General features: G+C 39.4%; 10 protein-coding genes and 1 pseudogene. 8 read left to right on the forward strand and 3 right to left on the reverse strand.

The features are described from left to right. Window positions 1-84: 84 nt before the first annotated feature. From hutH to murI, 7 genes are all read left to right on the forward strand, one after another. Window positions 85-1,623 carry a histidine ammonia-lyase gene (hutH, locus tag HLV59_RS00390; RefSeq protein ID WP_016143848.1) on the forward strand — a complete coding sequence of 513 codons (1,539 nt, stop codon included), beginning with the start codon at window positions 85-87 and terminating at the stop codon, window positions 1,621-1,623. A gap of 64 nt (window positions 1,624-1,687) precedes the next feature. Then, a complete protein-coding gene (locus HLV59_RS00395) occupies window positions 1,688-3,100 on the forward strand; it encodes an amino acid permease (RefSeq protein WP_005804358.1) in 1,413 nt (470 codons plus the stop codon). A gap of 51 nt (window positions 3,101-3,151) precedes the next feature. After that, window positions 3,152-4,357: an imidazolonepropionase gene (hutI, locus tag HLV59_RS00400; protein WP_081172488.1), complete on the forward strand. Its 1,206-nt coding sequence runs from the start codon at window positions 3,152-3,154 to the stop codon at window positions 4,355-4,357. A gap of 10 nt (window positions 4,358-4,367) precedes the next feature. Next, on the forward strand, window positions 4,368-5,288 hold the full coding sequence (hutG, locus tag HLV59_RS00405; RefSeq protein WP_081172490.1) for a formimidoylglutamase: 921 nt from the start codon (window positions 4,368-4,370) through the stop codon (window positions 5,286-5,288). Between the two features lie 251 nt (window positions 5,289-5,539). Next, a complete protein-coding gene (locus HLV59_RS00410) occupies window positions 5,540-7,366 on the forward strand; it encodes a DUF885 domain-containing protein (protein ID WP_171429064.1) in 1,827 nt (608 codons plus the stop codon). 104 nt (window positions 7,367-7,470) lie between these two features. After that, window positions 7,471-8,109 (forward strand): HAD family hydrolase, encoded by a 639-nt coding sequence (locus HLV59_RS00415; protein WP_081172495.1) that lies wholly within the window; start codon window positions 7,471-7,473, stop codon window positions 8,107-8,109. 23 nt (window positions 8,110-8,132) lie between these two features. Continuing rightward, a complete protein-coding gene (gene murI, locus HLV59_RS00420) occupies window positions 8,133-8,933 on the forward strand; it encodes a glutamate racemase (protein WP_081172497.1) in 801 nt (266 codons plus the stop codon). 55 nt (window positions 8,934-8,988) lie between these two features. Here the strand turns inward: murI and HLV59_RS00425 are convergent, their stop codons facing one another. Beyond that, on the reverse strand, window positions 8,989-10,209 hold the full coding sequence (locus HLV59_RS00425) for a hypothetical protein (protein ID WP_081172499.1): 1,221 nt from the start codon (window positions 10,207-10,209) through the stop codon (window positions 8,989-8,991). A 952-nt stretch (window positions 10,210-11,161) separates the two neighbouring features. Here HLV59_RS00425 and HLV59_RS00430 point away from each other — a divergent pair. Further along, window positions 11,162-11,456 (forward strand): annotated as a pseudogene (locus tag HLV59_RS00430) (hypothetical protein). A gap of 205 nt (window positions 11,457-11,661) precedes the next feature. On the opposite strand, the gene glmS reads toward HLV59_RS00430, so the two are convergent. Beyond that, window positions 11,662-13,500 (reverse strand): glutamine--fructose-6-phosphate transaminase (isomerizing), encoded by a 1,839-nt coding sequence (gene glmS, locus HLV59_RS00435; RefSeq protein WP_031949661.1) that lies wholly within the window; start codon window positions 13,498-13,500, stop codon window positions 11,662-11,664. A 12-nt stretch (window positions 13,501-13,512) separates the two neighbouring features. Beyond that, entirely contained in the window at window positions 13,513-14,877 is a 1,365-nt protein-coding gene (glmU, locus tag HLV59_RS00440) for a bifunctional UDP-N-acetylglucosamine diphosphorylase/glucosamine-1-phosphate N-acetyltransferase GlmU (protein ID WP_031949660.1), read from the reverse strand. Window positions 14,878-14,886 lie beyond the last annotated feature (9 nt).

Here is a 14,886-nt window from a genome sequence, read left to right on the forward strand (position 1 = left end):
TACACGGAAGAACTGGCGGTGCTTTTTGCAATTGTGAAAAGCACTGTCTCAGCAGAATATAGTGCAAAAAATTAGGAAGCCAACATGGAATTACTGATCCAACCAGGAAAACTAACCTTAGCCGATTTACGTCAAGCTTACCTCAACCCAATTAAAGTTAAATTAGATGAAAGTGCTTCATCTGCAATTAATGCAAGCGTGGCTTGCGTTGAGAAAATTGTAAATGAAGGGCGTACAGCTTACGGTATTAACACGGGCTTTGGCTTACTTGCTTCGACCAAGATTGCTCCTGAAGATTTAGAAAAATTACAGCGTTCATTAGTTCTTTCGCATGCGGCAGGTGTAGGTGAAGCACTTGATGATGCAATGGTTCGTTTAATTATTCTATTAAAAGCAAATAGCTTGGCGCGTGGTTTCTCTGGTATTCGCCGTAAAGTGATTGATGCTTTGTTGGCTTTAATTAATGCAGAGGTTTATCCGCATATTCCTCTTAAAGGTTCAGTAGGCGCATCGGGTGACTTGGCACCACTTGCCCACATGTCTTTAGTGTTACTTGGTGAAGGCAAAGCACGCTATAAGGGTGAATGGTTACCAGCAGTTGAAGCTTTAAAAGTTGCAGGTTTAGAACCGATTTCTTTAGCAGCTAAAGAAGGTTTGGCTCTTCTAAATGGTACTCAGGTTTCGACCGCTTATGCTTTACGTGGCTTGTTTGAAGCGGAAGATTTATTTGCTGCTGCAACTGTTTGTGGTGGCTTAAGCGTTGAAGCAATGCTGGGTTCACGTGCACCATTCGATGCGCGTATTCACGAAGTACGTGGTCAGCGTGGTCAAATTGATGTGGCTGCGGCTTATCGTGACCTATTAACAGACTCAAGTGAAATTGCGCACTCACATGAAGACTGTAGCAAAGTTCAAGACCCATATTCATTACGTTGCCAACCACAGGTGATGGGTGCATGTTTAACACAAATCCGTCAGGCTGCTGAAGTACTAGAAATTGAAGCGAATGCCGTATCTGATAACCCGCTTGTTTTTGCCGAACAAGGGGATGTGATTTCTGGTGGTAACTTCCATGCAGAGCCTGTTGCAATGGCGGCTGATAATTTAGCGCTGGCAATTGCTGAAATTGGTTCACTGTCAGAACGTCGTATTTCAATGATGATGGACCGTCACATGTCACAGCTTCCACCGTTCTTGGTGGCAAATGGTGGTGTTAACTCGGGCTTTATGATTGCTCAGGTAACCGCTGCTGCTCTTGCAAGCGACAACAAAGCGCTTGCACATCCGGCAAGTGTTGATAGCTTGCCAACTTCAGCTAACCAAGAAGACCACGTATCAATGGCTCCGAATGCGGGTAAACGTCTTTGGTATATGGCTGATAACGTCCGTGGCATTTTAGCTGTTGAATGGTTAGGCGCTTGTCAGGGTCTAGACTTCCGTGAAGGCTTAAAAAGCTCGCCTAAACTTGAACAAGCTCGTAAAATCTTGCGCGCTCAAGTGCCTTACTACAGTGAAGACCGTTTCTTTGCTCCTGATATTGAACAAGCAAGTGAATTACTCTCAAGCGGCTGCTTAAACGAGTTACTTATTCCAAAACTACTCCCTAGTTTGTCTGAAGTGTGATTAATAAAACGGTCACATGGAGTGGCCGAATCTAACTAAATATCCTCAAGGATTGGAGATTATAATGTCACAAAACTCCACATTACAGCGGGGATTGAACACCCGCCACATTCGTTTCTTGGCATTGGGCTCAGCAATTGGAACTGGGCTTTTCTATGGTTCGGCAACTGCGATTAAAATGGCAGGGCCTTCAGTATTACTGGCGTATATCGTTGCAGGGATTGCAATTTATATCGTTATGCGCGCACTGGGTGAAATGGCTGTCCAAAACCCTGTCTCTGGTTCGTTTAGCCACTATGCTTCACAGTACATTGGTCCATTGGCTGGCTTTACGACGGGATGGACTTATGTTTTTGAGATGATCATTGTGGCGTTGGCTGATGTCACTGCTTTTGGTATTTACATGGGGTTTTGGTATCCCGATGTACCACGGTGGATCTGGATTCTATCGCTGATTATGTTCTTGGGTGCAATTAACCTTATTCACGTTAAAGTCTTTGGCGAACTCGAGTTTTGGCTTTCTATTGTCAAGGTGAGCGCCATTGTTGCCATGATTTTAGGTGGAATAGGATTAATGTTCTATGGATTCCATGCTGACCATAGCAGTGTGGTACCGGGTATTCAAAACTTATGGATTTATGACGGCTTTATGCCACATGGGATTGCAGGCTTGGTTGCGTGTTTATCTGTGGTTGTATTTGCTTTTGGTGGTATCGAAATTATTGGTATCACAGCTGGTGAATCACAAGACCCGAAAACAACTTTGCCAAAAGCGATTAATGCTGTTCCGGTTCGTATTTTACTGTTTTACGTACTAACCATTTTTGTACTAATGTCGATTTTCCCATGGAATCAAATTGGTAGCCAAGGTAGTCCATTTGTACAGATTTTTGAGAATTTAGGCATTCAATCAGCAGCTACAATTTTAAATATTGTCGTAATTACTGCTGCTGTTTCAGCGATTAATAGTGATGTATTTGGTGCTGGTCGTATGCTTTATGGCATGGCAAACCGTGGTCAAGCGCCTCGAGTTTTTCAAAAATTATCACGTAATGGTGTGCCATGGATGACTGTAGTGGTTATGGCTGGCGTGCTGTTAATTGGTGTGGTGCTGAATTACCTGATTCCTGAAAATGTATTCATGATCATTGCATCGATTGCAACTTTCGCAACCGTTTGGGTGTGGCTCATGATCTTGCTTTCGCAAGTTGCGATGCGCCGTAAGTTGTCTACTGCTGAAATTAAGGCATTGGATTTTCCAGTTATTGGTTGGCCGTATGCTCCTGCTTTTGCAATCGGTTTTATGGTGTTCATTTTAGTCATGATGGGATATTTCCCAGATTCACGCCCTGCAATTTATGTAGGAATCACATGGCTTGTTCTGTTAATGATTGCCTATCGTATTTGGGTAAAACCTCAGCAGAATTCAGGAAAGCAAAATAATTCAATTCCGCAAAATATCGAGATAGAAAGCTAACAAGTCAACTGCCCGATAGTATTGCTATTGGGCAGTTTCGAGGAAAGGCGAATGAAAAAACTTTGGCAAAATTGCCACATTGCGACCATGCAAAATGGGCAATATTCCTACATTGAAGATGCTGCAATAGTCACAGAAGGGCATCTGATTCACTGGATTGGAAAACAACAACAAATTCCTGCCGACACATATTCAGAAACAGTTGATTTAAATGGCGCTTGGGTGACCCCAGGGTTCATCGACTGTCATACACATAGTGTATTTGGTGGCAACCGTAGCGTTGAGTTTGAAAAACGCTTGCAAGGTGTGAGCTATGCTGAAATTGCAGCAAGCGGTGGTGGAATTGCCAGCACAGTGCGTGCAACGCGTGAAGCAAGTGAAGAACAGCTACTGAGTTCAGCACTTAAGCGTATTCGTTGCATGCAGCAAGATGGTGTAACGACCATTGAGATTAAGTCTGGCTACGGACTTGATTACGAAAATGAGCGCAAGATGCTCCGTGTGATCCGTCAAATTTGTGAAAAATTACCGATAACGGTAAAAAGTACCTGTTTAGCAGCACATGCGTTACCACCAGAATACAAAGATAAAAGCGATGCTTATATCGAGCATATCTGTACAGAAATGCTGCCTAAACTGCATGCCGAAGGTTTAGTCGATGCAGTTGATGCCTTCTGCGAGCATTTAGCATTTTCACCTGCTCAGGTTGAACGTGTTTTTAAAACAGCGCAATTATTAGGTTTACCCGTTAAGCTCCATGCTGAACAGCTTTCATCGCTAGGCGGTTCAAGCTTGGCTGCACGTTATCAAGCTTTATCGGCTGACCATTTAGAGTACATGACCGAAGATGATGTCAAAGCCATGGCAGAGTCGGGTACGGTTGCAGTGTTATTGCCGGGCGCGTTTTATTTATTACGTGAAACGCAATATCCACCGATTGAAAGTCTCATTAAACATGGCGTGCGTATTGCGCTGTCGAGTGATTTAAACCCGGGTACATCTCCAGCACTTTCTTTACGTTTAATGCTCAACATGGGCAGCACGCTATTCCGTTTAACGCCTGAGCAAGCATTAGCGGGTGTCACTATTCATGCTGCACAAGCGCTCGGCTTAGAACAAACGCACGGCAGTTTGGAACAAGGTAAAGTCGCTGACTTTGTCGCTTGGGATATTGAACATCCATCTGAAATTGTTTACTGGCTTGGCGGAGATTTGCCTAAGCGAGTCGTTCAGCATGGACAAGAAGTTATTTTTTAAACGGTGTCATATGAACCACACATTTAAATGGCAAGGCCGTCATGATGGCGAGGGTGAAGCACACCAACGTATTCACCATATTGTGAACAAAACACAACCTGCCGAATTTGCGCTAATTGGTTTTAGCTCTGATGAGGGAGTGAAGCGTAACAAAGGCCGAGTCGGTGCTGCCGATGCGCCAGATGCAATTCGTACCCAACTTGCTAACTTACCAATTCATCGTCCAGTCAGTATTGTCGATTTGGGTACAGTGACCTGCGAATATGACAATTTGGAACAAGCCCAAACAGAGTTAGCTGAACAAGTCGAAAATAGCCTGCAAAATGGTTTAAAACCGATTGTATTGGGTGGTGGACATGAAGTTGCATTTGGTAGCTTTAGTGGTCTGTTCCAATATGTACAAGCCCACGCACCAGATAAAAAAATAGGCATTATTAATTTCGATGCCCATTTTGATTTGCGTGAAGCAGAGTATGCCACTTCTGGAACACCTTTTTTACAAGCAGCGCGACTTTCCGAACAGCATCAAAAACAATTTAATTATTTATGTATTGGGGTTGCTAACCATGCCAATACTAAAGTTTTGTTTGATACCGCCGATGCGCTGAATTGTTCATATTTGCGCGATCATGAGGTGAATATTTTTAACCTAAACAACGTGCTTGCAGCGGTTGATACTTTTATTGAAAAAGTGGACTGTTTATACGTTACGATTGATTTAGATGTATTTGCTGCCGCGGTTGCACCCGGAGTAAGTGCACCTGCTGTAAAAGGAATTGATTTAGCGACTTTTGAAGCAATTTTTAAACATATTCAAGAGACTGGCAAAATCCAACTTTTAGATATTGCAGAGTGCAATCCAAAATTTGATTTAGACAACCGAACAGCAAAACTGGCTGCGTATATTGTTTATCAATATTTGTTTTCTTGAGGAACAATTTTTAATATAGAAATTAAAAAGTGCACTGAGATCGCTCATGTGCACTTTTTTAAGTGTCTGATCCATTAAAGTCAGAGACGGAATATAGATAGCAACTATAAATAATTTAATTAAAAAGAAAATTAATTTATAAAATCATTGAGTTAAAAAATACTCGATTTTTACACCATTTTATATGCGGTTTGGCACGTAATTTGTTTTGTCTTTATTTTAACCTTCGTTAAATATTTCTGGATAATTAAATGAAAAACAGAACCTTACATTTGGCTTGTATCAGTGTTTTATTTTGGATATCTCATTCCACTAATGCAGCAACCCCCGAAATTAATTCTAATACCATCGAAAAATCACAAGCTAAACAAAACAGTGATGTCTCTGTTCGGGTGAAAGCTTTAAACCAGCTTTTACAAGAGCAGTGGGAATATACTTTGAAAAATAATCCTGAAACTGCAACCGTTTTAGGCGATTTGCGCTATAACAATCGGTGGACTGAGCTTTCAAAAAATCAGATCGAGAAAGATAAAAAAACTACTCAAAATTTTTTAAAACGTTTTGAAGCGATTGATAGCACAGGGTTTTCAGCAACTGATCAATTAAATAAAGATTTAATGGTTTATCAATTAAAAGAGTCACTTAAAAATTACGATTTGAAACTCTATGAGATGCCTTTCAACCAAATGTGGGGACTACATTTACAATTTCCGGGATTTATTAGTTCGATTCCATTTAATAATACGAAGCAATATCAAGACTATATTGCCCGTTTAAAACAAATTCCTCTCATTCTTGATCAAGGTGTTCAGTTAGCAAAACAAGGACAAAAAGATGGTTTGATGCCACCCAAGTATTTAATTGAAAAAGTGGCAAAGCAGATTGATAGCATTGCAACTCCAGCAGGAAAGGACAGTGTTTTTGCTTCTCCATTAAAGCAATTTCCAAAAAACATTTCTAAAGCAGAACAAGAGCGTTTAAGCCGTGAAATACTACAGGCCATAGATCAGCATGTTCGCCCTGCTTATCAAAAACTCGGGACGTTTATTCAAAAAGATTACTTACCCTATGGGCGACAACACGAGGGGATATGGAGCTTGCCAAACGGTGATGAGCTCTATCGCTTTTATGTAGAAAATAATACGACCACCTCGGAAAGTCCTGAAAATATTCATCAACTTGGATTAAAAGAAGTTGCCCGTATTGAAGCGGAAATGCTTAAAATTGCCAAAGCACAAGGTTTCAACGACTTAAAAAGTTTCCAACAATCATTAAAGACAAATCCCTCTGTTTTCCCAAAATCTCGTGAAGAAATTTTAGAGATTTATCGAGGATACATTGCCCAAATGCAACCAGAGTTGCCGAAGCTGTTTGGTTTATTACCCAAAAATAAAGTCGAAGTTTTGCCTGTAGAGCAATATCGAGAAAAAGAAGCGGCAGGTGCGGAGTATCACCAAGGAACACCTGATGGTTCACGTCCCGGACAAGTTTATGTAAATACTGGCGACTTCTCTGAACGTTCAAAAATATCAATGGAAGCGACCGCTTATCATGAGGCAATTCCTGGGCACCATATGCAGATTGATATTGCCCAAAACCTGCCAAATTTACCGATGTTCCGAAAGCAACCCAACCATACCGCCTATATTGAAGGATGGGCACTTTACGCAGAGCAATTGGGTAAAGATGTTGGTTTCTATAAAGACCCGCTTTCAGACTATGGAAGACTCTCGAGCGAGTTATTTCGTGCGTGTCGTCTAGTGGTGGACACTGGCGTACATTATAAAAAGTGGACCCGCCAGCAAATGATTGATTTTATGAGAGAACACTCTGCTTTAGATGAGCCTGATATTCAGGCAGAGACAGACCGCTATATTGCTATTCCTGCCCAAGCATTGGCATACAAGATGGGGCAACTAAAAATCTTAGAGCTACGGGAGCTTGCAAAACATGAGCTCGGAGACCGTTTTGATATCAAAGCGTTCCATGACATGATTTTAAATGCAGGAACATTGCCTGTAAATATTTTGGATGCACGTATTAAAAATTGGATTAAGGAACAAAAAGCGGCAGCTTAAAATAAAAATCGAAATTTAGGTCAGGTCCTCGTTGGGCCTGATTTAAAAACTAATAGAAAACAGAATATAATTATAAAAAATATATTTTATTTCAGAACTTTAAAATGGAAAAATCTTTAAAAGAATATCAAGCTATTATTTTTGATATGGACGGTACTTTAGTTGACTCCTTTAGCTTCTTTTTAGGTGCTTTAAATCAGCTTGCCAAGAAACATAAATTTAAATCTGTAGAGCTACATGAAGTAGAGCAGTACAAACATCTTTCACCAAAAGAAATTATGAAAGAGATGAATGTTTCTAGGTGGAAACTGCCTTGGATTGCCAAAGATTTCATTCGTTTAATGAAAGAAAGAGACCAAGAAGTTTACATGTTTGACGGCATGCGGGACCACTTAATTGAACTACATAATCGGGGATATATGCTCGCAATTATTACTTCAAACTCTAAAGAAAACTGTCAAAGTATTCTTGGTACAGAACTATGTGAACTTTTTAGCCATATTGATGGTGGCTCTTCTATATTTGGCAAAGCTAAACGAATTAAACGTGTTCTCAATATTTTGAATTTAAATAAAGAGCAGGCCATTTATGTCGGCGACCAAACGACTGATGGCGAAGCTGCACATAAAGCAGGCATTGATTTTGCTGCTGTATGTTGGGGTTATACATCGGCTGAAAAATTAAAAACCATTCAGCCCAAAGTCGTGCTCACAGACTTGGCAACCATGAAAGAATTTTTCTAAGTATATGAAATGCAGGACAAACCATGAATAACAATAACAACCCGATTGGAATGATTGATTCTGGTTTAGGCGGGTTGTCTCTCTTTAAGCATATTCGAGAGGCTCTTCCGAATGAAGACATTATCTATTTCGCTGACTCGAAATATGTCCCATATGGAGACAAAGAAAGTGACTGGATTGTTTCAAGAACCGCGCATTTAATTTCAAATTTAGTGGATCATGGCAAATGCAAAGCGATCGTGATTGCTTGTAATACCATGACGGCTGTAGCGATTGAAACGATTAGAGCACAAATTAATGTGCCACTGATTGCAATAGAACCAGCGGTAAAACCAGCTGTAGCAATCACACAAAGCAAGCATATTGCGGTTTTGGCGACTGCAACTACAGTGAAGGGCAAAAACTTAAAAAGTTTAATTGAAACGTATGCACAAAATATCAAAGTGTCTTTAGTACCTTGTATTGGTTTGGCCGAAAAAATCGAAACGGGCAAAGCATATACCGCGGAAGTTAAGGATTATTTAAAAAATATTTTGGCGCCGTTGGTCGAACAAAAAGTCGATACGATTATTTTAGGATGTACGCACTATCCATTTGTCTCAGATACGATTCAGGAAATTGTAGGTCGTGATATTCAAATTATTGAGCCTTCGGAAGCAGTTACCGCACATTTAATGCGCCAATTAAATAGATATGATTTAAGTTCTGAAAGTCCAAATGAGGGAAATCATATTATTTGGACCAGTTCAGACCCGTTGGAAGTTGCGGATGTTAGTTTTTCTTTATTAGGTAAGCATTTACCAGTAAAAGATATCGCAATATAAATTTGATAAAGATGGTAAGAAAGCTTTCTCTTACCATCTTATGTTCTAGCTCAAATTAAGCTCTTTTAAGTTCCCAGCGCTGTTTTGGGTCATTAGATCGTTGACTAATACCTACAGTTGAACCCCAGAGATGTGTCAGTACAGCATCTGGTTGGCCTTCTACAAAGATATAACCATCTTCAAATGCCCATTTAGTTTGGTACTGACGACCCGCGCCTTGCAAGAAAACATCGCCACTGTGCCAATTAACTGGTTTTAATTCTTTACCATTGGTACTGTTTAACGCTGTTTGGAGTTGTTCAAAAGACTCATTTGATTTTAAGCTGACTTTTAAAATCTTTTTGACCGTATCCATATTTTTTTCATTCGTATGTAAATCAAGCGTTTTTCTAAGCTCTAGAAGGACTTTTACGGCTTCTTTTTTAAGGTCTTGAGTATTTTCATATTCTTTATATGCTTTTACATGAAGCTCCATCATGTTCTCTTTCTTCATATTTTTTAGTAGAGCATCGATATTGTCATGGCGTAAATGCAATCGGAACTCTGATCTTGTAGTCCAATCTTTTTGATCCAAGACATCTAATTGCACAGCGGCAAGAATGATCTTATAGATTTTTTCATTCTGCTGAGCGAAAGGGCTATTAGGTAAATCTTTAAGTTCAGGAATATCTAAAAATAGTAAAGGAGAGGAAGCATATTCGTGGAACTTGTATTCAATGCGACGAATTGACTCATGAGCGAGTACGGTATTTAAATATTCGTTCAGCTTAGTCTCATCGAGTTTGCCAATGAGTTCGGATTTAATATTTTCTTCGCCGTTACTATGAATAAATGTCTCTAATAAACCAACAATATCAAGACAATCAGCGGTTTTTAAGTGGGCGAGTGTTTCTTCATCTTGCTTTGGTAAAAGATTAAGGAAATGTTCTAAGTCGTTATCTAATAATTTATATGCAATCGCATCTGTTTCAACACGAGCACCGAGAGCCCAACTAGAGCGAATATCAGTCACTTTGTTATAAAGCATATTTACTCTACGACCCCAGCTGTCTGCGTGACTGTCAAAATACCAAAGCTCTTCTTCTATGTTTTTAACCTTGTCATGTACCGTAAATTGTCGGTCATTTGTATGAGAATAAGGTAAAACACCAGTTTCTCCACGTGCAGTTACGGCGTCTTGTAAACCATGTGTCTGACCACCGTACAGACTTGAAATACATGCACCTGTTTCTTTGTTAATGATTCTAAAGTTTCCACCTGGAAATCCATTAGCCATGACGAGTTGCTCCTTATAATTAGAAAGTTTTTTGTAATAGTCGAAATTAATAGTTATCAAGTAAATTTCGAAGCGTGATTTATACCATAACTTTTCATGTAAAAAGCCAAGTGTTTTTGTTGGTTTTTGTATATAACATGTTGATTTAATTGTATTTATTAGAATTCCTTAATAAAAGGGGCCACTATGTTTTAGAGCTTTATGAGCGCAATAAAAAATTCCAATATGTATTTCAAAGACATATCAGGCTTTTTAATAAATGAGTTATCAAAGTTATGGTTGCTTTGATAACAATATATTTTTAAATTACTTAATGATTAATTTATTTTATTTACTAAATATATATAACCAAATTTTATATTTTAAATTTAATTAAAAGTCATGAATATAATAATAAGGATAATATTATTCAAAAATTAATTAAATTATTATATTTAAACTTTTTCATTAAAATAAATTGACGTACTTTATTATACCGATTATTATCTCGTTGCTGGCCTACATTGCCAGACGGTTTTGACAGACCGTACTTAGCAAATGGGTTATACTTTCTGAGTATTTCCCATGTGGAACCTTTGTGCCCCCTTTTTCTCTATGGTAGGGCGGAAGGGGGACGCGTTCGCGCGTGCTGGTCGCTAAGTCTAGTCTGTCAACCCTCTTTCGTTCTGCCACCCTAATCAATTGACGGTGATTTGGTGGTAGGACTCCATTTTTAAGGAGTTGGCCATGCCACAATTTAAACTCATTTTCTCTCTCATTTAACTATTTTATTTATTTAAAATTTGGGTTTTCTACAACCTGATTTTTTAGATTTATAAATTATTTTTATTTTAAAATTTAATTATTTTATTATCCTATTTTTATGGGAGGATTAATTATTATTTAAAATATTATTTTAATATTTAGACGAATCATATTTTTATTTAAAGATATAAATAATCATGAGAATAATATGAAACTTCATAAATTTATATTAGTTTTAAACCTTGTGGTCGGTGCTTACAGTATTACAAATGATGATGCCAATGCTCAGCAGGAATTTGAAAAAATTTGTTTATCAGGTGAAAAAATGCAAGCCAGTTGCAATTGTATTTGCCAACAGCTTGAACAGATTTATTCACCTCAAACTGTGCAACGTTTAAAACACACCAGTTTGCAAAGCCCTGATCTCCCACAGGACTTTGCCCCGAATATGCTCAGCATCATTCGACGTTGTGACAAAAATGAAATGGGCTAAGTTCGCTTAGCTCCTTTATCTCTGTGTCACAATGATCTCTCAAACTTTAAATCAGCGCAAAAGTAAAAAGTCCGTTGTGACACGGGGGCCTAGGGGGAGTGTTCTTTATGTTCTGGTATGAACGCAATAAAAAGCCCGATAGGCAATTAATGCATATCGGGCTTAATCAATCATTTATTAAAGCAGGCGATGCCTTAATAATGATCTTTTTTGAATTACTCTACAGTTACTGACTTCGCCAAGTTACGTGGCTGGTCAACGTCTGTACCACGTAAAACAGCAACGTGATACGACAATAACTGAACTGGTACGCTATAAACAATTGGAGCTAACCATTCGTTTACTGCTGGAATTTGTACAACGTGTTGACGCTCTTTTTCGACTACGCCACTATTTTCATCAGCGAAAACGAATAATTCACCACCACGTGCCTGAACTTCTTCCATATTTGATTTGAGCTTATCAAGCATTTCATCATTTGGCGCAAGAATGACGATTGGCATTTCGCTATCAACAAGTGCCAATGGGCCGTGTTTTAACTCGCCAGCCGCATAGCCTTCAGCATGAATATATGAAATTTCTTTCAGCTTTAATGCGCCTTCCAATGCGATTGGATAATTCGTACCACGGCCTAAGAATAAGCAGTGATTTTTTTCAACGAATAATTCTGACAAACGCAAAATTTCTGGGTCATTCTTAAGCGTATCAAGAATAACTTTCGGGCTGTGCCACAATTCACGTGTAATTTCTTCAATAAGAGCAGGGCTAATACGTTGTTTCACTTGACCAATTTTCAAGATTAACAACATAAGCGCAGCAAGTTGAGTCGTAAACGCTTTAGTTGAAGCAACACCAATTTCAGGACCAGCAAGGGTCAATAAGTGATGATCAGTTTCACGAACCATTGAAGACGTTGCAACGTTACAGATAGTCAAAGTCTGAATATCGATATTGTTTGCTTTCGCACGTTTTTGAGTTTCACGTAGTGCAGCTAAAGTATCAGCAGTTTCACCTGACTGTGAAATACAAATATAAAGTGTATTTTCAACAATTACAGGTGTGCGATAGCGGAACTCACTTGCGATTTCAACTTGGCAAGGTACACCAATCAGTTGCTCAAACCAATATTTCGCAATCATTCCTGAGTGGTAACTTGTACCACACGCAATGATTTGTACGCTTTGAATTTTATTGAAATCTGCTTCAGAATTTTTCAAGAAATCATCACGTAAGCTATTGCCATCAAGCGCTTGAGAAATCGTTTGCTTGATTGCTTCTGGTTGCTCATAAATTTCTTTGAGCATGTAGTGCTTGTATTCACCTTTTGATGCACTACTTACAGTTGCGTCAAGCTCTCTCGCAGGACGGTCAACAGGTTGCCCATTTGCAAATACTTCAATTGAAGTACGAGTAAGACGGGCAATATCACCTTCTTCTAGGTAAATAAAGCGGTTAGTCACTGGTAAAAGTGCAAGTTGGTCTGAACTAATAAAGTTTTCACCAATACCTACACCAATCACGAGTGGTGAACCTTCACGTACAGTAATCAGTTCATCTGGATAATCGCTATGGATAATACCTAACGCATACGCACCTTTAAGCTGTGGTACAACCGCTTCAACAGCATCTAAAAGGCTATCTGTGTTTTTTAAGGCTTCAGCAACTAAGTGTGCAACAACTTCAGTATCTGTTTGAGAAGTAAAAACGTAACCTAATGCTTGAAGGTCGTCTTTTAATTCTTGATAGTTTTCAATAATACCGTTATGTACGACAGCAACCTTACCAGACATATGCGGGTGAGCATTGTTTTCAGTTGGTTTACCATGGGTTGCCCAACGGGTATGTGCAATCCCGATAGCCCCTGTAAGCTGGTGTTCAGCAACAGCATCTGCAAGGTTAATAACTTTACCTACACGACGCTCACGTAAAATTTGTTGATTATTTAGTAAAGCTACACCCGCAGAATCATAACCGCGGTATTCAAGACGTTTTAAACCTTCAATTAAAATCTCGGTTACACAACGTTCTGCAACGCCTCCGACGATACCACACATACTTCAATCCTCTTATTTTTTAACCTTTTGGGGACGTTGATAATTTGCTTTTGAAATTTGTTGCGCACGTTCAAAGGAGAGACTTTGTTCGGCTACATCTTTCGTAATCACAGAACCCGCACCAACTGTTGCGCCATTCCCAATGGTCACCGGAGCAACCAGCGAGCTATTAGAACCGATAAAAACGGCATCGCCAATAGTGGTTTTGTGTTTATTTGCACCGTCATAATTACAAGTAATAGTACCTGCCCCAATATTCGATTCAGCACCGATTTCTGCATCACCTAAATAGGTGAAATGGTTAGCTTTACTACCCAATCCAATTGTTGTGTTTTTAACTTCCACAAAGTTGCCAATATGTACTTCATTTGCCAAATTAGCACCTGGGCGTAAGCGTGCAAATGGTCCAATCTGAGCATTTTCACCAACAACCGCACCATCAAAAACGCTATAGGCCTGAACTTTGGTGCCCGCTGCAATTTTGGTGTTCTTTAAAATACAACCAGCGCCGATTTCGACAAAATCACCAAGCTCGCAGTCGCCTTCAATAATCACATTGACGTCAATACGAACGTCATGTCCAACTTTCACAGTACCGCGTAAGTCAAAGCGTGCAGGGTCGGCAAAAGTTACGCCTTGTTGCATAAGCTCTTTAGCTTGTTGTTGCTGGAACTCACGTTCAAGTGCAGCAAGTTGCAAACGGTCATTGACGCCTTCAACTTCAAAAGCGAGTTCTGGTTGAATAGATGCGATTTCTAGCCCATCTGCAACAGCCATTGCTACGATATCAGTTAGATAATATTCGCCTTGCGCATTTTCATTTGAAAGTTTAGGCAACCACTCATGAAGTTTTGCGTTGCTAACACAGTAAATACCTGTGTTGATTTCTTGAATCTGGCGCTGAGCTTCTGTTGCATCTTTATGTTCAACAATCGCTTGAATCTTACCTTCTTGACGAACGATACGACCATAACCTGTTGGGTTGTCGACATGTAAAGTAATCATGCCAATACCCGTTTTACTTGATACTTCAACAAGTTGCTCTAGCGTTGTTTGACGTACTAAAGGTACATCACCATAAAGAATTAATGAAATACCGTCTTTAGGAAGTACGGGTAAAGTCATTTGTACTGCATGACCAGTACCTAATTGTTCTGCTTGTTCAACCCATTGAATCTTTTCTTGTGCAAAAGTTTGTTTGACGTGGTCACCACCATGTCCATAAATCGTAATAATATTTTCTGCGTGTATTTTTTTTGCTGTTTGAATGACATGTCCTAAAAGTGGGCGACCCGCTAAAGGTTGTAATACTTTAGGAAGCTGAGAACGCATACGCGTTCCTTTGCCTGCAGCAAGAATAATGACGGTAGTTGACATGAATAACTC

Origin of the sequence: Acinetobacter lactucae, assembly GCF_013122135.1 — a bacterium.
Classification (GTDB): Bacteria; Pseudomonadota; Gammaproteobacteria; order Pseudomonadales; family Moraxellaceae; genus Acinetobacter; species Acinetobacter lactucae.

Coding starts and splice junctions, on each gene's coding strand:
- HLV59_RS00395 (WP_005804358.1), top strand. CDS start 1,688: ATGTCACAAAACTCCACATTACAGCGGGGATTGAACACCCGCCACATT.
- hutI (WP_081172488.1), top strand. CDS start 3,152: ATGAAAAAACTTTGGCAAAATTGCCACATTGCGACCATGCAAAATGGG.
- hutG (WP_081172490.1), top strand. CDS start 4,368: ATGAACCACACATTTAAATGGCAAGGCCGTCATGATGGCGAGGGTGAA.
- HLV59_RS00410 (WP_171429064.1), top strand. CDS start 5,540: ATGAAAAACAGAACCTTACATTTGGCTTGTATCAGTGTTTTATTTTGG.
- murI (WP_081172497.1), top strand. CDS start 8,133: ATGAATAACAATAACAACCCGATTGGAATGATTGATTCTGGTTTAGGC.
- glmU (WP_031949660.1), bottom strand. CDS start 14,877: ATGTCAACTACCGTCATTATTCTTGCTGCAGGCAAAGGAACGCGTATG.
- HLV59_RS00415 (WP_081172495.1), top strand. CDS start 7,471: ATGGAAAAATCTTTAAAAGAATATCAAGCTATTATTTTTGATATGGAC.
- glmS (WP_031949661.1), bottom strand. CDS start 13,500: ATGTGTGGTATCGTCGGAGGCGTTGCAGAACGTTGTGTAACCGAGATT.
- hutH (WP_016143848.1), top strand. CDS start 85: ATGGAATTACTGATCCAACCAGGAAAACTAACCTTAGCCGATTTACGT.
- HLV59_RS00425 (WP_081172499.1), bottom strand. CDS start 10,209: ATGGCTAATGGATTTCCAGGTGGAAACTTTAGAATCATTAACAAAGAA.